The sequence below is a fragment of the Flaviramulus sp. BrNp1-15 genome (assembly GCF_022259695.1).
Lineage (GTDB): Bacteria > Bacteroidota > Bacteroidia > Flavobacteriales > Flavobacteriaceae > BrNp1-15.
The window spans coordinates 1947278-1966887 of the sequence record NZ_CP092099.1 but is presented as its reverse complement, the minus strand read 5'-3'; the positions used below and the strand labels follow the sequence as shown (position 1 = coordinate 1966887).

The window sequence follows — 19610 nt, the reverse complement described above, 5'->3', positions numbered from 1 at the left end:
TTTTTTTTTAAAATTGTAAATTAATCCCAATTTGGTTTGTTATAGCCTGTGGGTAATAGCCACGATCAATACCAAAAATTCCACCTCCAATTTCTGGATCATAACCACTGTACTTAGTAAATGTTAATAGGTTTTCAGAAGTTAAATAAATTCTTAATTTATCTACACCATATTTGCTTAATACATCTGATGGAAGTGTATATCCAATTTGAATTGTTTTGAATCTTAAATAATCTCCATCTTCTAGATAAAAATCTGAAGGATTTGAAAAGTTGTTATTAGTATCGTTTGTTGTTAATCTTGGGTATGTATTAGAAGTACCTTCACCAACCCATCTACCTAAAGCAGCAGTTTGATAATTTGCGTTTTCTACATCTAGTCTTCTTAAACCTTGAAAAATTTTATTACCACTTGCACCTTGACAGAATACTAATAAATCAAAATTTTTGTAATCAAGATTTAAAGTAAATCCAAAAGTTACTTTAGGAATAGAGCTTCCTAAAAATCCTCTATCGTCAGAATCAATATTACCATCATCATCCAAATCTTGCCATTTAAAATCTCCTGGTTGAGCATTTGGCTGAATAACCGTTCCATCAGAACTCACATAATTATTAATCTCTTCTTGGTTTTGAAAAATACCATTGGTTTTAAAACCAAAGAAAGAATTTACAGGTTGTCCAACCTGTGTTCTTGTAATTGGGTATGTACTAGATTGAATAGTAGCTCCTCCAGATAAGAAATCTACACCATTACCTAAATAGGTTACTGTGTTTTCTAAAAATGAAACGTTTCCATTTAATGATAAATTAAAATCTTCAAAACTTTTGTTGTATCCAATTTCTAAATCGATACCTGTGTTTTCCATATCAGCCACATTTCCCGTTGGGCTTCCTACCGCACCAACATAACCTGGTATAGAAACACTTTGTAAAATACCAGTAGTTTCTTTTTTATACCAATCAAATGCCAACGAAAAATCACTAAAAAACCTGGTATCAAAACCAATGTTTAATTGACTTGTTTCTTCCCATTTTAAATCTGGGTTTGACGGTGCGTCTGGACTGTTACCAATAACAACAGATCCGGAGGTTCCTATAGTATAGTTTCTCCCTCCACTTACAGTTGATAAATATTGAAAATCTCCAATGGCATCACTACCTGTTATACCATAGCCACCTCTAATTTTTAATTGGTTGATTACATTATTATCTTTCCAGAAATCTTCTTTAGAAGGCACCCAACCTGCAGAAAACGATGGAAAAAAACCATATTTATTATTGGCTCCAAAACGTGAAGATCCATCACGTCTTACAATTGCTGTAAGCAAATATTTTTCGTTATAATCATACGTTAATCTTGAAAACAAGGAGTTTACTTTATGTTCGTTACCAGTATAAGCAGAAGCATTAATTTGGTCTGTTGGGACACTAAAATTAAATGATGCATCGCGATAGTTGTCAACAGGAATATCGAAATAGGTTACGTTTTCTCCTGAAGTAATATTATCAACATACGCACCTTGCCCTAATAAAATGCTGAAGTTATGACTGCCCAAAGTTTTTGAATAGGAAACGGTGTTCTCTATATTCCAGCCAAAGCCTTTATTTGTACCTCTTGAAATATTGTTTTGTGGTGTTATAAAAGAAGCATTTAAATAAGACACTGGAGTATAACTCTGGTACCCCCAATAAGCAAGCTTACCTCCTAAAGTACTTCTGAATTTTAAGCCTTCAATAGGTTCAAATTCAAGATACGCGTTGCCTACAAAATTATCTGCCCATCCATAATTTCCTAATAGTGTTTGTTGATATGCCAATGGGTTAGACATTTCTTGTGCGACCAAGCCTGAAATACCATAAGGGTTGCCGTTAGCATCGCGCCATATGCCATTGTTGGTATATGGAGCCTGACCTGTTAACGTTGGGTCAGTTTCTACGGTAGGTGTTAACGGATCTAAATTTATAGCAGAAGATAAAGGTCCTCCAAATTCACTATTGGTATTCCCTATTCCTATATTTTTTTCGTTTGAATATCCAACAGTTTGTCCGAAACGAAGCTTATCAGTAATATTATGCGTTGAGTTTAATCGAATGTTTTTTCTTGTGTAGTTTGAAATATCACTCATTACTATACCTTCTTGATCCGTATACCCAAATGATGCGTAAAATTTAGATATATCGTTACCACCACTTAAACTAAATTCATGACTAGTTCTTTTGGCACTATCATTAAAAATTATAGATTGCCAATCGGTGCCTTTACCATAAGAAGCTGGGTCTGAAAATAATATACTTCCTCCACCATTAACAGATTTCTCATTTAATAAGGTTGCGTATTCATTAGCATTCAATAAGTCTAATTTTCTAGCAGCAGATGATATTCCGGTGTAACCATTATAGTTTACACTTAGTTTTCCTGATTTTCCTTTTTTGGTAGTAATAAGAATAACTCCTGTTGCAGCTCTCGCTCCATAAATGGCCTGAGATGCCGCATCTTTTAACACCTCTACAGATTCAATATCAGATTGGTTTAAAAATCCAATACCTCCAGAATCTACAACAACACCATCAACCACCCATAAAGGCTCATTATTACCTAATGTGGTAATACCTCTAACTCTTACTGTTGATGAAGATCCTGGTTGACCAGAATTTGCAGCTATCGTAATACCAGATACTCTACCTTGCAACGTTTGCTCAACCCTAGTAATTGGCAAATCTTCTAATTCACTTTGTTTAACACCTGAAATAGCGCCGGTAACTACACTTTTTTTCTGAGTACCATAACCTATAACCACAACTTCATCTAATTGTGCTAAATCTTGTACTAAGGTTACTGTTAAACTAGAACTGTTTATTACAACAACATCTTGTGTCACATAACCTACATAACTAAATGATAGTGTAGAGCCAACTTCTGTATTGATGGTAAAAGCCCCATCAAAATCTGTTACCACACCACTCTTAGTTCCTTTTTTAATAATGTTTACACCAGGAATAGGTATTCCTGTTTCGTCATTTACAATTCCATTTATAGCGATTTCTTGTGCAAAAGAAAACCACGAAGAAATAATAAATAAAATCGTGAATGATTTTAAAATCAAATTGTTTTTTTTCATATTTAGTTTAATTTAGTTTTTGCCCTCAAATAATGAATGGCGTGAAACAAATTAAACCAAGAAGTCTGCTAAGTACAATGTGAAGTACAAAATAAGTAGAATTAAAACAATTTAAAAATAAATAAAAATCTGTTAATCAATAATTTACACGTAACATAGACAAAAAATAAAGTAGTAAAATTATAATGATAACACAGAAAAAAATGAACAGATTTATTTAAATAAATTAGAATTTAATAATTTATAGTTAAGAAATTTAACACACTCTTAAATTTAAATTATTTTTTTTACCATATCCTCAAACTCTTCTCTATTAATAGCGCTGTTTCTAACTTTAACTCGATAATTATAAATAGTATTTACTGAATATCGTAATATTTTTGCGATTTTAGAACTGTTTGAAATACCTAATCTAATCAATGCAAATATTCGTAATTCTACAGTTAAGGCATCTTCAAGTTTAACAATAATTCTTTCATCTTCATTCAGTAGCTGATTAAAGCTTTCAATAAAATTTGGATATATATGTAAAAAAGATTTGTCAAAATTCGCATAAAATATTTTCAGTTCTTCATCTACTACATTTTTTGATTTAATAAGTTCTAGTAAATCACTAGTTTTATTGGTAACTATATATTTGCGAACTGTTTTTCTGTAAACGTCTAGTTTATCTATATAATCCGAGTATAAATTCAAAAACGTCCCTATATATTGTTCTTTTATTGTATCAACAGCAGAAAGTTCTTCATATAATCTTTTAAGATCTTTATTTGTGAAACTTAATTGTTCATTTAAATCCTTGAGCTGCAAATTAGCAGTTTTTAAATGTTCTCTTCCTAACTTAATTTTCTTGTATTGCCTATAAATAAAAAATAAAGCCATAAGTAATATTATAGATAGGAAACTAATAAACATTAACTGTTTTTTAAGTTTATTGTTCTGTTTAATATTTTCAATTTCATAAGATTTTGATATAACTGGTAGTACATTGGATATATCCAAAAACCTTAATTTTGAGTTATAAAACTTGGCATCTTCAAAGGAAAAATCAATATATTTATGAGCTCTTTCAACATCGCCTTCTTCAAATAGAATTACAGCTAAATTTGCCATAGAAGCGTTGTCTTTAACTGATGATTGAATATCTGAAATGGCAGACAGAATTAGAAACTTTTTTTGATTTAATCTATTGCCTTCTATTTCATGACTCATATAAGACCTATTAAAGGCTACCATAGCATATTCTCGAGTACCCATTTTAACAATAGCTAATCTTTTAGCATTTATGTCTAGTGCTTTTCTTGTGTTAGATTCATCTCGATAATTTTGTTCAATAACTTCTAAATACAGCTTTGAATTTTCACCAAGTTTGGATATTTGTGCATCTAAAGAATCTTTATAGGCAAAATACAATTGGTCATATTCTGCACTTATACTATTTACTCTCGAAATAGTTCTAAGTTCATAATAACACCTTTTATATATAATATAATATTCCCTAATTAACTCTTGAGATAAATTTGATGTGACAACTTCTTCAAGTAAATTTATAGACTCATCATATCTTCCAGATGTTGCTAAAAGTTTAGCAAGTCTTAAAGTGGATTCTTGCTTGAATAAGTTATTATCTAATTCATCAGCCAATTTTAAGTTTTTTTCTATAAAATTTAAGGTAGCATCAAAACTATAGTACTCATATTCATCAATTAATCTATTTATTATGTAATACTGGTTTTCTAATGAAGCTTTAGGGTCTTCAAGTAATTTTTTTAAGTTGTTAATTCTTGCTTCTTTCGAAAGATCATATTCATTTCGTTTTGACATTGTTTCTTCCAATACTACAAGTAAAGAATCGATGTTCTGTGAGTAAGAAACAAGGTGAGTAACCCAAAATATTATGGAAAGGATATTAACTAATTTTGATACTTTTTTTCTTAAAGTCATTAAAGACAATTATTTAATTTATTTCTCGTCTTGAACAAATATCTAAAAAAGTTTAGTTATAATTTATTTTTTATAAAATAAAAGAGTTTTGAAGTTAAATGAAATTTATAAACCATACCACACACATTATACTTCCCTCTTACATCGTCACATAAAAAGTGTTCCATTAACTTTACTAAAGAAACTTTTTAGATTAAATTTTTTGAAAAAGCTATGGTAATAACGTAGATCAATTTAGTACGTTTTATGCAATTTGTGATAGTTACTTTCCGATACAATATTTAACTACCCTTATGTTTATTGGTGTTAATGCGTTTGGGCAACAAATAGGGTACAAAAAACGCATAAAAAGAATAAATTAAGAGTAAACATTGACAAATTGAAATACTAATATAGCATAAAAAAACCGCTCAATTAGAGCGGTTTCCAAATAAAAACACCAAGCATTAATTAGCTGTACCAGAGCCTAAATAAGTACTGTTAGATACTTGACTACCATCAGCAGAAATAAACGCCATAAATAGCTCTACTGTATCTCCTGCGTAGGTTGTTGGAATTGCAACAATTTGAGTTCCTGCTGTTCGGTCTGCTCCATCAAATAAAGAAATGGACTCCTTTTTTGATGGGTTGTAAACCAATAACATTGCCTTGTCGGTAGCATTGGCATTACCTTCAGCAGAGTTATCATCCCAATTGAAAGTTACTTCTCCCGCAGTTGCTAAATCAGTCGTTGGGTTTAACGCACCAGATAAACCTCCGCGACTTACTAAAGCATTTGGATAGTCAACCACAAAGTTAGGTTCAGTTCCTGTAATCGCATTATTCAATACATACGACATTGCAGCATTAAATTCTGTTTTCTTAACAGCTAACCCCTTATAACCTAACTTAATAAAAGGCTTTATAGCTTGTAAAAATTCTAATGTAGCAGTAAACTTGGTTCTTTGGTTTACTTGACCTACAGTTCTTGGATTTGCTACACTTGAAGGCTTAATTCTAATGTAGTCAATACCTTTCCAGCTTCCACCGATAATGTTTCCAACTTTACCTGAAAGCCCTCCTAAAATACCTTGGGAAATTTTACCCATAACATAAATAATTTAAATGAAACTTACTTTTCTTCGGACTTGGTACGGACTTAACACGAAGTTGTACCTTCCGATTGAATATATGGCAAGTTTTATGCTATTCGTTAGATATGGATTTTGTTGCTTCGGATTGCTTCCTTTTGCATCAGAAATAAAAAAATGAATATTTTTTTTACAAAGAAAAAGAGAAAAAAGAAAGCCGTTTCTTTGATGGCGTTGACATACTGTCAAGTTTTTTGGAAAAAATATTGCTGATGGAAAGGGTTTTGAAATTTGCGCCTATCCAAAGGTGCAATATTTTTTTCAAAACCCGTAGGGCTTGAACTTTATAGTATGAAGAGCGTGGGATGAAGGAAGCCATCTATATTTGTTGCCTTTTTTTGCTTTTCCCTATCTTTAAGGATAATTATAAATAAAAACATTATGGCAAAATTTGAAGTATATCAGGATGCTCGAAGTGAGTATCGTTTTAGGTTAAAAGCTAACAATGGTCAAACCATATTAGCAAGTGAAGGTTATTCAGCAAAAGCTGGTTGTATGAATGGTATTGAATCGGTACGCAAAAATTCGCAAGATGATAGTAAGTTCGATAGAAAAATATCGAGTAATGGGAAACATTATTTTAATTTAAAGGCCAGTAACGGTCAAGTGATTGGAACCAGTGAAATGTATGAGTCTTCCTCTGGAATGGAAAATGGTATAGCTTCAGTTAAAACTAATGCTCCAAATGCTTCTGTTGTAGAAGTTTAAGTTTAAACTAAAATCATTATAATAGCAACAGCCCTCTTTTTGAGGGTTTTCTTTTTTCGACAATGTTTAATTAGCAGGTAATCGCGTAGCGTATGGCGACAGCCATAATAGCGAGCCGCCAGCGAGTTGAGCAAGGGTGGTGTGGGAAAATAGCCTGATAAGGCTACCACGCCTACGTTGAAAACGCAAGGGTGGCGCAGTTTTTTGATGCCGTCGGCTATAGCTTGGGTGTAGCGTGGAAAGCAAGTGTAACAATTGAATGAAGCTATTGAAGGTTGGTTTCATTTTTAAAATTTAGCAATTGTGAGTTTTTCAATTAATTAAATTCGAGTTTAAGGCTTTCAAGGATATACAGGAAATTGAGGATTTCTACTGTATAGTTGCGAACAATTGTCATTTTGAAAATGATATGTGTGGTTGCTGAAATAGCTGACTGAATGTGTTACTCTTGCTGCGCGTTTGCAATATAGAATAATCCGCTTTGTGATTTAAAGACTATTTAATCAACATTTATATTCACTTTAAAACTAATCCAAAATTTCATTTTACTTGAAGCGGTTATTTTATATGCAAAATGGATGCCTTCAAAAACTGTGACACCCTGATTAGCCCGAAGCGAACAGCAGGCGAGCCAAATTATTAAGCAGCGGTTGTACCCTAATTATTTTTATATGCGCCACAAGCGCATACATTATTGGGTTTTAGGGTGCAAGAGTAGCTGCGGGTGAGGAAGTTGTGTAGTGTGTGAAGTAAAGCAAATACATAGTGCTAACGAGGATGTGTCACCGCAGTAGTGCTATGTATGGTAAGCACTAATGCATCGCATTTGTGATTATGCTTTATGAAACAAAATGGAACAACTGACGAACACCTTATTACCTGCCCTTTGAAAAGTTTAAATGCAATAAAAGAGCCTTCCGAAAAAGACTCTTTTACTATTATTTAGTGGTCGTGATTTGAATGGTCATCAGCTTTTATTTCTCCAGACTGATTCATAGCCATATTATGGTCATATTTACAACAACCTGGTAAACCATCGTATGCTTCTTCGTTTCCTGCTACTTTTTCAGTGTCATAACCTGAAGCTGCAATTGCATTATGAATTGCCATTGCATCTGTTTTAGAACTATCGAAAGATACATCTATTTTCTTTTTGTCTTTATCCCAGTTTGCAGCAGTAACACCTTCAACACTATTGGCTGCTTTTTCAATGGTAGTTTTACACATACCGCAATTACCTCTTACACCAAACGATAAATCTGTCATTGCAATTTCTTTTGACACTTCAGTTGTTGTAGTTTCTTCAACTTTTTTAGTTTCGTTTTTACAACTTGTTAATCCCATAGCTACTATTACAGCTACACTTAAAATTACTTTCTTCATTTTTAAAAATTTAATTATTATCTGTGTTTATTTATTCTATTGTTTGTTTAACCTCGCCACATTTAAGCATTACATCACCAAAATATGGGTTTAAAACTTGTTCTTCTTTACTCAACCAATACGCACCGTTATTGCTATCTGCCATAGGACAAAACTGCACATATAGCTTATCATTTACCTTATCAAAGTTTTTAACCATTTCTATGAGCTTATCGGAAATTGTCTGAAACTGTTTACGCTGATGTTCCAAACTCACATTTTCATTAATTCCTTTAGATGTTTTATGTAATATAGACCAGTAGTTATGTGTTTCTTCTCTTTGACTTGGCGGAATTTCTTCCAATGCTTTTCTAAATGCTTCACTTTTGGATGATGCTAACGACACATCAGATTGAATTAAAGCATCTTTCAAGTTTATATAAGCTTCAATTACAGCCTGAAATGACTTTTCTACAGTACTATTAAAATCAACTTTTTCTGTCATCATATCCATTGTATGTCCTTCGTGACCTGTCATTGTTTTACCACCTTGCTTATTCATCATTGATTTTTTGCCTTGTAGTTGTGCAGCAGCATCTACAGTAAATGTTCCGTTAGTTACGATTTCATTTCCAACAAATAATCCTTCTAAAACTTCATATTCATTACCAATTTGATTCCCTAAAACAACTTCACGCATTTCAAAAACGGTTTGGTCTGGATTGGCTTTTAAATAGACAACAGAACGTTCACCTGTCCAAAGTACAGCAGATGCTGGGATTGTTAATACCTCATCATTACTTCTTGAAACTCGTTCAATATTGGCGGTTACAAACATTCCTGGTTTAAATACATCGTTTTTATTATTAAGCACCACACGTAAGGTTACTGTTCTTGTTTTGGTATTTAATATTGGTTCAATGAAATCTACTTTCCCTTTAAATTCCTTATTAGCATAAGCGTTTGTAGTCACTAAAACTTCTTGTCCCTTTTTAAATAAATCGATTTGATTTTCATATACATCAAAGTTTGCCCAAACCGTATTGAGATTTGCAATTTTAAGCAATGGTTGACCTTGTTTGATGTAGTCGCCTTGTTCTACTAATTTTTCGGTAACTGTACCTGAAACGGTTGCATAAACTGGAAAGTTTTCTTTTATTTTTTGAGTTTCTTCAATCTGATTGATTTGATGTTCAGATAGCTTCCATAACTTCAATTTATTACGAACCGCTTTGTACAATGCAGGTTGTGATTCCTTTAAAGACGATGCTGTAATTAACTCTTGTTGTGCTGCATACAATTCTGGCGAATAAATGGTTGCTAGTAATTGACCTTTACGGACTTCTTCTCCTTTAAAACTGATATTCAAACGTTCTATTCTACCCGAAAAATAACTGACTTGTACTGCATTAGCTTCTTCATTTTCAGCAATTTTACCAGATAATTTAAGGGTGTTGCCATCAACATTTCCTTTGCCTACAACAGTTGTTTGAATATTGGCTAAAGCCATCGCATTTTCGGTTAATTTGAATTGGTCTGCTAACAGGCCATCACTTCCACTTTCGGCAGGAATTAAATCCATTCCACAAATAGGACAATCACCTGGTTCTGGTTGCATAATTTGTGGATGCATTGAACAGGTCCACATTTGATTGGTTTCTGAAACTTCATTGTGATTATGTTCTGTCTCTTCGTTTGATGAACTACCAAAAAGTAACCAACCCAAAAGCAAACCTACTGCGAGTAATCCTATGTATATGACTGTTTTATTATTTTTCATTCTGTAAACGATTTATCATTACTTTCATTTCTTCTATCTCCTTCTTCTGTGCTTTAATAATATCCTCTGCCAACTTCTTGACTTCTGGGTCTTTTATGTCTGCTCTTTCACTTGTTAATATTGCTATGGAATGATGTGGTATCATAGCTTTCATCCATAGAACATCTCCAACAGTTGATTTTTGGTCACGTACTAATCCTAAAGCAATTGCAAATAGTGCAATACTACCTATGACTATACCCATATTTTTCTTTTTATTCTTGTACATATTTTTCATAAAAAAGAACATAATCAAAGCCATTGTGGCAATACCCAAACAAACCATATAAAAACGTGTGAGACTAAACCATACGTGGTCAAATTCATAGGTGTTTAAATACATTGTGATATACATTGCTATGAATGATGAGCCTAACATTAAAAAAAACTTCGTGTAATTACTCATTCCATTTTCGTTGTTTTTGTGTTCTTGCGTGTTCATATTTTTAAAATTTTAGTGGTTATTATTTAATTTATTAGCATTAATACTGCCATTACAATCATAATGGCATTCTCAATAAAAGTGGCTTCTGTCATAGGAAGTTTCAGAGCTGTACCTAAACAAGCACATCTAATCGATTTTTTATCCAATAATGTTTTAGTAACTCCAACAGTTGTAATACCTAAAACAACAAGTGTTATTATTAAAGCAATTTCTACTTTAAAGCGCATTAAAAACATTAATCCTAAAGCTGTTTCGATAAAAGGATATACCCAACCATAAGCAGGGACTCGTTTTGCTAATGGGTCGTACATTTTAAATGATTCTGGAAAGCCTTTTAAATCTAACATTTTGAAAAAGCTAAACACGATGTAGAATAAGCCCATAAAATCGAGCATAAAAGCACTCCAACTCCAATCTTTATAATGCAATAATACACTTGCGGTTGCTATATAAAAGATGATTAGTAGTAAGGGCTTTAATTGCTGTAGTTTGCTTTTTTCTTCTTCCATTGGCATTGCCGACATACTTGAAGAAGCAAACACATTCTTTTCTTTCTTTTCAGATAGTGTATATTTTTCAGATAACGCTTTTTTCAGTGTTTCTGTAGCAACGTGGCTACTCATTGTAACTTCAGCTTCTCCTTTTTCGAGATTAACTTCAACATTGGTAACATTATCTATGCTTCTCAAACTTTTTTCTACAGATGCTTTACAACTGCCACAGGTCATTCCTGTTATTTTATATGTATGTGTCATTTTTTATTGAATTAGATAATTAATAATAGTACTCTGTAAATAATAACCCTTAACCGCTTCTATTTGGCTCATTTGAAACTTTAATTGTAACTCTTGAATATCTAAAACATCGTTAAAATCAATAGTGCCAGTTTCATAACTTTTGACAAGAATTTGTTCTGCATCTTTAGCTTGCTTGATGTTCTTTGTTGCTGTAGTATTACTTATCCTTGCTGATATACGGTCGTTAATAGCTTTATCTAACATTGTTTTTAAACTGTTTAAACGCTCTTGTTTTTGATAATTAATTTCTTGCTGTTCCAGTTCGTTTTGTTTAGAAATAGATTTGTATTTCTTATTGAAAATGGGGATTGAAACCGATACCATTGGCATTACAACATCCTTTCCGTTATCCGAGAAATTCATATCTGGTCTTTCTGAAACATTGATATAGTCTAATCCAAAACCAATCATTGGGCTACTTTCTTTTTGGTTTAACAATTCGGATTGTTCAATGGATTGGTAGAGTTTATCATACTTCAACAATTCAGGATGTACTGATAGATTTTCAGTATTAATTTCAAAATCTTCTATTGGAATGGTTAAGCTATCTACTACAGTAACCTCAATATCATTTTCCCTGTTTAAAAGGTTATTTAGATTCGTTTGTTCAGATAAAAATTGTTGATACAATACATCTTTGAGTTGTTGCAATTCATTTTGACGCATTTGTAAACGCAATACATCTACTGCTGATGCTTTACCAACCTCAACAGATGTGAGTGCCAGTGTTTCATAGGTTTTTAATAGTTGGATATTTTGAGCTAATACGTCTTGTTTGGCTTTATTGGCGTATAACTTGTAATAGGATTGTGCTACCGATGCCATCAATTTTCGTTTGGCAATAACAATATCTTCGTATTTAGCATCTGCCAATGCACTTACATAATTTTCTCTTGATGTTATTGTACCAAACCAAGGCAACATTTGCTTTGCTGATACTTTAAAACGTTGTGCGCCTGTTCTGGTTTCGGGTTCACTAACAAAGTAACCTACACCAAATTCGGTATTAGGAAACGTATTGACTTCCTTTACTTTTTCTGAAACTCTCTTGTACTGTAACTCGAACTTCTGAATTTCTGGGTTATTAGTTAATGCCTCGTCAATTAATGTTTGTAGCTGTTGTGCTTTCGCGAAAGCGGAAACAAACAAAAGACAGATTATGATTTTTATATTTTTCATTTGTTTGCTCTTTTAAGTTGAACTTCGGCTTTCCAGCTGTATAATACTGGAACTACAAATAAGGTGATTAAAGCGATTAGCATACCGCCAAAACTTGGTATTGCCATAGGAATCATTATATCACTACCTCTTCCTGTTGATGTGAGTACAGGTAAGAGTGCTAAAATGGTTGTGGCTGTTGTCATTAAACAAGGTCTAATACGTTTTTCTCCAGCTTCAACAACTGATGCTCTTACTTCCTTTTTATTTTCTGGTGTATTTCTATTAAAGGTTTGCGTTAAATAGGTTGCCATTACTACACCATCATCTGTTGCAATACCAAAAAGTGCAATAAATCCAACCCAAACTGCTACACTTAAATTAATGGGATGCATCTGGAATAAATCACGCAGGTTTTCACCAAACAAGCTGAAGTTTAAAAACCAATCTTGACCGTAGAGCCAAATCATTAAAAATCCACCTGCAAAAGCAACAGCAATACCTGTAAACACCATTAATGATGTACCTACAGAACGGAATTGGAAATACAGAATTAGAAAAATGATAGCTAATGCTAAAGGCACTACAACAGATAAGGTTTTTTCTGCTCTTAACTGATTTTCATAACTTCCTGTAAATTGATAGTTAATACCTTTTGGTACTATCAATTCGCCATTATTTATTTTTTCTTGAATTAAGGCTTGGGCATTTTCTACCACATTTACTTCAGCAAAACCATCCATCTTATCAAACAACACATAGCCTACTAAAAAGGTGTCTTCACTTTTAATTACTTGTGGACCTTGTTCGTACTTAATGGTTGCCAATTCGCTTAACGGAACTGGACTACCTTTTTCTACTGGTACATAAATTTGCTCTAAATCGGTTGGATTTGCTCGTAATTCTCTTGGATAACGCACACGCACACCATAACGCTCACGACCTTCAACAGTTTGTGTTAACACCATACCACCAACAGCTACTTTTAATACGTTTTGCACCTCTTCAATACTTACACCATAACGTGCAATTTTTTCTCTGTCAATATCAATTAGTAAATACGGTTTACCTACAATACGGTCTGCAAAAACGGCTTCATCCTTTACACCTTCGGCTTGTTTTAAAATGTCCTCTAACTGTACACCAAAAGCCTCTATTTGTTTTAAATCTTGACCTTTTACCTTTATTCCCATTGGCGCACGCATTCCTGTTTGTAACATCACTAATCGGGTTTCTATGGGTTGTAGTTTGGGTGCTGATGTGACACCTGGTAGTTTGGTAACTTTTACGATTTCGTTCCAAATATCATCTGGTGATTGTATTTCTGGTCGCCAGTTTCGGTAAAACTCGCCATCATCGTCTGGGATTAATTGAGACCTTTCTATATTTAATAAAGTTGACTTTATAAATGCTTTGTTCTCGACTGCGCTCGAACTGACAGCTATATTTTCATTGTGAATTAAACGACCATCTTTGAGTTCAAACAATCCATCTTCATTGACTTTGTAACGTTGACGTTCTCCGTTTTTATTCAGCATATATTCAGGTTTATACTGAATGATATTCTCATACATCGATAATGGTGCTGGGTCTAAAGCAGATTCTGTTCTACCTGCTTTACCCACAACAGTTTTTATCTCTGGAATACTGGCTACTGCCATATCCAATTGCTGTAACACTCGTTTGTTTTCTTCGACTCCAGAATGTGGCATAGAGGTTGGCATTAAGAGAAAAGAACCTTCATTTAAGGATGGCATAAACTCTTTACCAGTGTTCTTCATTATGAAAAACCCTGCAATTACAATCGCTGTTGGTACAGATAAAAACAATAATTTATTGTCTAAACACCATCTTAAAATACGTGTGTAATACTTTATGAATAATGAGAAAATACCCAATAAACCAAAACAAATAATGGCTACAAATATGAGATTCCAGAAAATACTTTTGCTAACTCCTAACGGTCTCCAATATTCGGCTAATAAGAATACTATTGCAGAAGCTGAAATGATGATATTAATAAGGTTAGCTTGTTTATCTGCAATTTTATTTTGAAGATTAAGCAATGCTGTAATTCCGAATGCTATTAAAATTAATCCTAACCAATACCCATAAACTATTGCTACGATACCTAAAGCAATTAAAACACCATTTAAAGCATATTTAAAAGTGTTTTTAATGCTTTTCTTTCTAAATAAAAATGCTGCAAAAGGCGGTATTAAAAACAAGGCTACAATTATAGAAGCTGTTAATGCAAAGGTTTTTGTGAATGCTAATGGTCTAAATAGTTTTCCTTCAGCGCCAATCATTGTAAATACAGGAATGAAACTGATAATGGTTGTCATTACTGCCGTTACAATAGCACCAGAAACTTCTGCTGTCGCATTATAAACTACTGTGTTTATTGGCAATTTGTTATCGTTTTCATCTAAATGCCTTATAATATTTTCTGAAAGTATGACACCAACATCGACCATTGTACCAATTGCGATTGCAATACCTGATAGTGCTACAATATTAGCATCTACACCAAAGAGCTTCATTGCTATAAATACCATTAACACCGCAACTGGTAACAATCCCGAAATCAATACCGATGCTCGAAGATTGAATACCATAATGATAATGACCAAAATGGTAATGAGTATCTCTAATGTTAAGGCTTCATTAAGCGTGCCTAACGTTTCTTGAATCAATTCTGTACGGTCGTAAAATGGAACAATAGTTACTTGTGACGTTCTTCCATCAGATAATACTTTCGAGGGTAGTCCTGCGCTCAATTCGTTTATTTTGGCTTTCACATTGTTAATGACTTCCATTGGGTTAGCACCATAACGTGCTACTACAACTGCACCTACAACTTCAGCTCCTTCTTTATCTAATAAACCACGTCTTGTTGCAGGACCTAATGATACTTTGCCTATATCTTTAATTCGTATTGCTGTATAATCTTCGGAAGTGACTACTGCGTTTTCTATATCTGAAATAGACTTTACATACCCCAAACCACGCACTAAATATTCAGCTTGATTAATTTCTAAAGTCTGTGCACCAATATCTTTATTACTCTCTTTTACTGCTTTTACAATATGATGCAAGCCAATATTATATTGTCGCATTAATTCAGGGTTAACGTCAACTTGGTATTCTTGCACGTAACCACCGATAGAAGCTACTTCAGAAACACCACTTGCAGATGATAAGGCATATTTTACATAGTAATCTTGTATGCTTCGTAATTCGTGTAAATCCCAACCACCAGTTACGTTTCCGTTTTCATCACGTCCTTCAAGAGTGTACCAAAATATTTGACCTAATCCTGTAGCATCTGGACCCAAAGCAGGATTTACACCATCTGGCAATAAACCACTTGGTAAGGAATTTAGTTTTTCTAATATTCTACTACGACTCCAATAAAATTCTATGTCTTCTTCAAAAATGATATAGATACTCGAAAAGCCGAACATAGACGAGCTACGTATGGTTTTTACTCCTGGAATACCGAGTAAGGATGTGGTTAATGGATAAGTAATTTGGTCTTCTATATCTTGTGGCGAACGACCATCCCATTTGGTAAATACAATTTGTTGGTTTTCGCCTATATCTGGAATAGCATCTACAGCTACAGGGTTGCTTGGTAAAAAACCTGTATCCCAATTAAAAGGTGCATTTACTGTTCCCCAAACTATAAATAGGATAAGTAATAGTACAGCTACAAGTTTATTTTCTATTAAGAATTTGATGCTTTTATTTAGCATTGGCTTTGATAATTAAACAATTAGACATTAGTGTTAGGACAACACCGAATACAACAAATTATCCGTATGACAAAAAGCCATAGGATAACACAGTCTATTGTTTAAAAATCAAATTAGGTAAGTCTCATCAAGCTTGTATAACTGCCTGACGACGAGAGGTGGTTTATATTCTCTAAAAGAATTTACATCTTCATCATAGCCTTCAAAAAGGTTGATATAAGCATATACGAAAGATGCAATCAATACTTGTTGTTCGAAAGAAACTTTATCGAACTGCATTTGCAGTTCATCTTGTCCCTCAATAGATAATTGCTTATCGTCACAACAATTTTTCCTTGTGATTGAACAGCTTTCAGTTGAAGGGATACCCATTTCCATACCGCAACCTTTAGCTTTATGGAATATTGCGGTTTCCACTAAAGTATCACCACAATAATGCATATTAATAGTAAATGACATTGTAGAGAATAACACTACAAAAGCCATTACTAAAGACATTATTTTATGGAATACTTGTTTCATTGTAATTGCGAAGTTACGAAATTTTAACAAATACTTATTTAATTAACAGAAGTTTAATGCTTAACTCCAATGCATTTACTGTAACCTTACCGCATTTAGAATTGCTAATAAAGCCACTCCTACATCTGCAAAAACGGCTTCCCACATTGTAGCTAAACCACCTGCTCCTAATATTAGAACAATCACTTTTACTCCGAATGCTAATATGATATTTTGCCAAACTACTTTGCGTGTAGAACGACTAATTTTAATGGCTCTCACAACTTTTGATGGTTGGTCTGTTTGAATGATAACATCTGCCGTTTCTATCGCTACATCACTCCCTAAACCACCCATTGCAATACCAACATTACTTGCTGCTAAAACAGGTGCATCGTTAATACCATCACCTATAAAAGCTATTTTATTTTCAGGATTCTTCTTTAAAATTTCTACTTCCTTTAATTTATCTTCTGGTAATAAACCACCTTTAGCATTTTCGATATTTAACTCTTTAGCCACTTGTTGGGTGATTGAATCTTTATCACCGGAAAGCATCATAATATTTTTGATACCTACTTTGTGTAATGCTGTAATAGTTTCTTTTGCATCTTCCTTTAATTCATCTGCTATGACTACATAACCTGCAAATTGATTATCGATTGCAACTAAAACGATAGATTCTACAATAGATTCCGTTTCAGATGGAACATCAATATTATTAGAAGTCATTAAGGCTTTATTTCCTACTAAAACTGTTTTACCATTTACAATCCCTCTTAAACCTTTACCTGCAATTTCAGATACTTCTGTAGCTTCAAAATCTTCTCCTTTTGCTTTATACTCTAAAATTGCTTTAGCAATTGGATGCGTGGATTGTTCTTCCATAGCCATTAGGTATTGCATAAATTCGGTTTCATTCCAACCGATTGTTTTTATTTCTTTGATTTTAAAAACACCTTTGGTAACTGTTCCTGTTTTGTCCATTACCAAAGTATTTATCTTGGTGATAGCATCTAAAAAGGAAGCTCCTTTAAATAAAATTCCATTTTTTGAAGCCGCTCCCAATCCACCGAAATATCCTAATGGAATTGAAATTACCAACGCACAGGGACAAGAAATTACCAAGAAAATTAATGCTCTGTATAACCAATCTCTGAATACATAATCATCTACAAAAAAGTAAGGTATAAAAGTAACACCTATAGCTAAAAACACTACAATTGGTGTGTAGATACGAGCAAACTGTCTAATAAATAATTCTGTTTTAGATTTGCGTGCTGTCGCATTTTGAACCAAGTCTAAAATTCTCGCAATAGAACTATCTTCAAACTTATTTGTTACCTCAACTTCAATAACGCTTTCTAAATTAATACTACCTGCATAAACCTTGGCTTCCTTCTGAATAGTATCTGGTTTACTTTCACCTGTTAAAGCTGATGTATTTAGTGATGCTTTGTCGGATAGTAGAATACCATCTAAAGGAATTTTTTCACCTACACGAATTTGAATTTTCTCTCCAATATTTACATTTTCTGGCGAAACATTTATATAATCACCATCACGATACACATTCGCCTCTTTCGGTCTAACATCTAATAATGCTTTAATGTTTCCTTTTGCTTTATTTACTGCAGAATTTTGAAATAATTCTCCTACTGCATAAAATAGCATTACTGCAACACCCTCTGGATATTCACCAATAATAAAGGCTCCAATAGTAGCAATGGACATTAAAAAGAACTCTGTAAAAACATCTCCTTTTTTTATACTATTCCATCCCTCTTTTACTACTGGAAAGCCTACAGGTAAATATGCTATAGCATACCAAATTATACTTACCCAATCCTTAAAAAAAGAAACCTCAAAATAATCTAAACCAATTCCAATGATAAGCATTGTAAAACTTATGATTGCAGGTATATAGGTATTAAATGAACTACTATCTCCGTGGTCGTGATTGTGACCATCATCGTGAGAATGTTCTTCTTTAGATTGTGGTTTTAAATCTCTTAAATTGACTTTCTTTTTTTTCATTTACTCTCTAAAAGCGTTTCAATATCATTTGGAATTGGCATACGTTTTAATGGTGGTACGTTTGCACCTCCTGTATTGCCAAGTGGGACGTGGTCAATAAATGATTTCCAACCACCAACAAGTAACCTAATAATTTGACCGAATACTTCTTTAGTATCTTTTTGTCTTAATCCAAATTTTAGCATTAGCCAATGTGAATAGGTGTGTTCTATAGGATAAGATTGCCCTATTATATGACTGCGCTCTAAATGATACCAAGCATTAGTGTACTGTTTATTTTCTAAATAGAAACTGTAGTGTTTTAATTCTTCGTTATAAGCTTGTTTAAGATGTTTTGGTATTTTAGTATTAAACTTCATATCCACTAATTTTGGATAAAAGTAAGTTAATAGTAAGTGCAATGGAAGTGCATTTGCTATCCACTACACTTATCACATATACCTTTTACAACCAAGTTTACATTTTCCGAAACAAAACCATCAGGGACTTTTATTTGAGGTATTTTATGGTCTGTTAAGCAAATGGTTTCATTGCAATTGTTACAATGAAAGTGTAAATGTAAATCGGTTTCAATTTCACAATTGCAACCTTGTTCACATAATGCGTATTTTGTAATACCTGTACCATCGTCTATTTGATGTACAATATCCTTTTCTTCAAAAGTTTTAATAGTTCTGTAAAGCGTAGTTCTATCTGCTTTTTCAAAAGCATTTTCAATATCACTTAATGTTACCGCTATTTCTTTTTCAGCAAGAAACTTATAAATTAACAAACGCATTGCTGTAATACGTACTTGTTTTGATTCTAATACTTGTTCTATTGTTTCCATA

Annotated in this window: 14 protein-coding genes; 1 reads left to right on the top strand and 13 read right to left on the bottom strand. The window is 33.0% G+C overall.

Translation table 11 applies throughout. The annotated features are described in order from the left end of the window. Positions 1-7: 7 nt before the first annotated feature. The 3 genes from MBM09_RS08765 to MBM09_RS08755 all read right to left on the bottom strand — a co-directional run bounded on the left by MBM09_RS08765 (position 8) and on the right by MBM09_RS08755 (position 6153). Entirely contained in the window at positions 8-3121 is a 3114-nt protein-coding gene (locus MBM09_RS08765) for a TonB-dependent receptor (RefSeq protein WP_238673326.1), read from the bottom strand. Positions 3122-3394: 273 nt separating this feature from the next. Beyond that, complete coding sequence (locus MBM09_RS08760) at positions 3395-5065, bottom strand: DUF6377 domain-containing protein (RefSeq protein ID WP_238673325.1); 1671 nt, start codon at positions 5063-5065, stop codon at positions 3395-3397. Positions 5066-5511: 446 nt separating this feature from the next. Then, positions 5512-6153 (bottom strand): DUF6266 family protein, encoded by a 642-nt coding sequence (locus MBM09_RS08755; protein ID WP_238673324.1) that lies wholly within the window; start codon positions 6151-6153, stop codon positions 5512-5514. Between the two features lie 423 nt (positions 6154-6576). Here MBM09_RS08755 and MBM09_RS08750 point away from each other — a divergent pair, with 423 nt between their 5' ends. Next, complete coding sequence (locus MBM09_RS08750) at positions 6577-6903, top strand: YegP family protein (protein ID WP_132704040.1); 327 nt, start codon at positions 6577-6579, stop codon at positions 6901-6903. Positions 6904-7845: 942 nt separating this feature from the next. Here the strand turns inward: MBM09_RS08750 and MBM09_RS08745 are convergent. The 10 genes from MBM09_RS08745 to MBM09_RS08700 form a co-directional block, all read right to left on the bottom strand. Then, a complete protein-coding gene (locus tag MBM09_RS08745; RefSeq protein WP_238673323.1) occupies positions 7846-8286 on the bottom strand; it encodes a heavy-metal-associated domain-containing protein in 441 nt (146 codons plus the stop codon). Between the two features lie 31 nt (positions 8287-8317). Beyond that, positions 8318-10045, bottom strand: a complete 1728-nt coding sequence (locus MBM09_RS08740) for an efflux RND transporter periplasmic adaptor subunit (protein ID WP_238673322.1) — start codon at positions 10043-10045, stop codon at positions 8318-8320. Beyond that, positions 10035-10526, bottom strand: a complete 492-nt coding sequence (locus MBM09_RS08735; RefSeq protein ID WP_238673321.1) for a DUF305 domain-containing protein — start codon at positions 10524-10526, stop codon at positions 10035-10037. The genes MBM09_RS08740 and MBM09_RS08735 overlap by 11 nt, the downstream gene beginning before the upstream one ends. 26 nt (positions 10527-10552) lie before the next feature. Continuing rightward, a complete protein-coding gene (locus tag MBM09_RS08730; RefSeq protein ID WP_238673320.1) occupies positions 10553-11284 on the bottom strand; it encodes a heavy-metal-associated domain-containing protein in 732 nt (243 codons plus the stop codon). 3 nt (positions 11285-11287) lie between these two features. Continuing rightward, positions 11288-12505 (bottom strand): TolC family protein, encoded by a 1218-nt coding sequence (locus MBM09_RS08725; RefSeq protein ID WP_238673319.1) that lies wholly within the window; start codon positions 12503-12505, stop codon positions 11288-11290. Beyond that, positions 12502-16242, bottom strand: a complete 3741-nt coding sequence (locus tag MBM09_RS08720) for an efflux RND transporter permease subunit (protein WP_238673318.1) — start codon at positions 16240-16242, stop codon at positions 12502-12504. Before MBM09_RS08720 ends, MBM09_RS08725 begins: the two co-directional genes overlap by 4 nt. Positions 16243-16350: 108 nt before the next feature. Next, positions 16351-16764 carry a hypothetical protein gene (locus MBM09_RS08715; RefSeq protein WP_238673317.1) on the bottom strand — a complete coding sequence of 138 codons (414 nt, stop codon included), beginning with the start codon at positions 16762-16764 and terminating at the stop codon, positions 16351-16353. Between the two features lie 75 nt (positions 16765-16839). Continuing rightward, positions 16840-18780, bottom strand: coding sequence for a heavy metal translocating P-type ATPase (locus MBM09_RS08710; protein WP_238673316.1), 1941 nt, complete (start codon positions 18778-18780; stop codon positions 16840-16842). Then, positions 18777-19139 carry a DUF3703 domain-containing protein gene (locus MBM09_RS08705; protein ID WP_238673315.1) on the bottom strand — a complete coding sequence of 121 codons (363 nt, stop codon included), beginning with the start codon at positions 19137-19139 and terminating at the stop codon, positions 18777-18779. The genes MBM09_RS08710 and MBM09_RS08705 overlap by 4 nt, the downstream gene beginning before the upstream one ends. Before the next feature lie 56 nt (positions 19140-19195). Then, positions 19196-19609: a Fur family transcriptional regulator gene (locus MBM09_RS08700; RefSeq protein ID WP_238673314.1), complete on the bottom strand. Its 414-nt coding sequence runs from the start codon at positions 19607-19609 to the stop codon at positions 19196-19198. Position 19610: the final 1 nt, after the last annotated feature.

What these genes read in the sequence shown, in the direction of transcription:
- MBM09_RS08765 (WP_238673326.1), bottom strand. Translation starts at nt 3,121, where the DNA reads ATGAAAAAAAACAATTTGATTTTAAAATCATTCACGATTTTATTTATT.
- MBM09_RS08760 (WP_238673325.1), bottom strand. Translation starts at nt 5,065, where the DNA reads ATGACTTTAAGAAAAAAAGTATCAAAATTAGTTAATATCCTTTCCATA.
- MBM09_RS08755 (WP_238673324.1), bottom strand. Translation starts at nt 6,153, where the DNA reads ATGGGTAAAATTTCCCAAGGTATTTTAGGAGGGCTTTCAGGTAAAGTT.
- MBM09_RS08750 (WP_132704040.1), top strand. Translation starts at nt 6,577, where the DNA reads ATGGCAAAATTTGAAGTATATCAGGATGCTCGAAGTGAGTATCGTTTT.
- MBM09_RS08745 (WP_238673323.1), bottom strand. Translation starts at nt 8,286, where the DNA reads ATGAAGAAAGTAATTTTAAGTGTAGCTGTAATAGTAGCTATGGGATTA.
- MBM09_RS08740 (WP_238673322.1), bottom strand. Translation starts at nt 10,045, where the DNA reads ATGAAAAATAATAAAACAGTCATATACATAGGATTACTCGCAGTAGGT.
- MBM09_RS08735 (WP_238673321.1), bottom strand. Translation starts at nt 10,526, where the DNA reads ATGAACACGCAAGAACACAAAAACAACGAAAATGGAATGAGTAATTAC.
- MBM09_RS08730 (WP_238673320.1), bottom strand. Translation starts at nt 11,284, where the DNA reads ATGACACATACATATAAAATAACAGGAATGACCTGTGGCAGTTGTAAA.
- MBM09_RS08725 (WP_238673319.1), bottom strand. Translation starts at nt 12,505, where the DNA reads ATGAAAAATATAAAAATCATAATCTGTCTTTTGTTTGTTTCCGCTTTC.
- MBM09_RS08720 (WP_238673318.1), bottom strand. Translation starts at nt 16,242, where the DNA reads ATGCTAAATAAAAGCATCAAATTCTTAATAGAAAATAAACTTGTAGCT.
- MBM09_RS08715 (WP_238673317.1), bottom strand. Translation starts at nt 16,764, where the DNA reads ATGAAACAAGTATTCCATAAAATAATGTCTTTAGTAATGGCTTTTGTA.
- MBM09_RS08710 (WP_238673316.1), bottom strand. Translation starts at nt 18,780, where the DNA reads ATGAAAAAAAAGAAAGTCAATTTAAGAGATTTAAAACCACAATCTAAA.
- MBM09_RS08705 (WP_238673315.1), bottom strand. Translation starts at nt 19,139, where the DNA reads ATGAAGTTTAATACTAAAATACCAAAACATCTTAAACAAGCTTATAAC.
- MBM09_RS08700 (WP_238673314.1), bottom strand. Translation starts at nt 19,609, where the DNA reads ATGGAAACAATAGAACAAGTATTAGAATCAAAACAAGTACGTATTACA.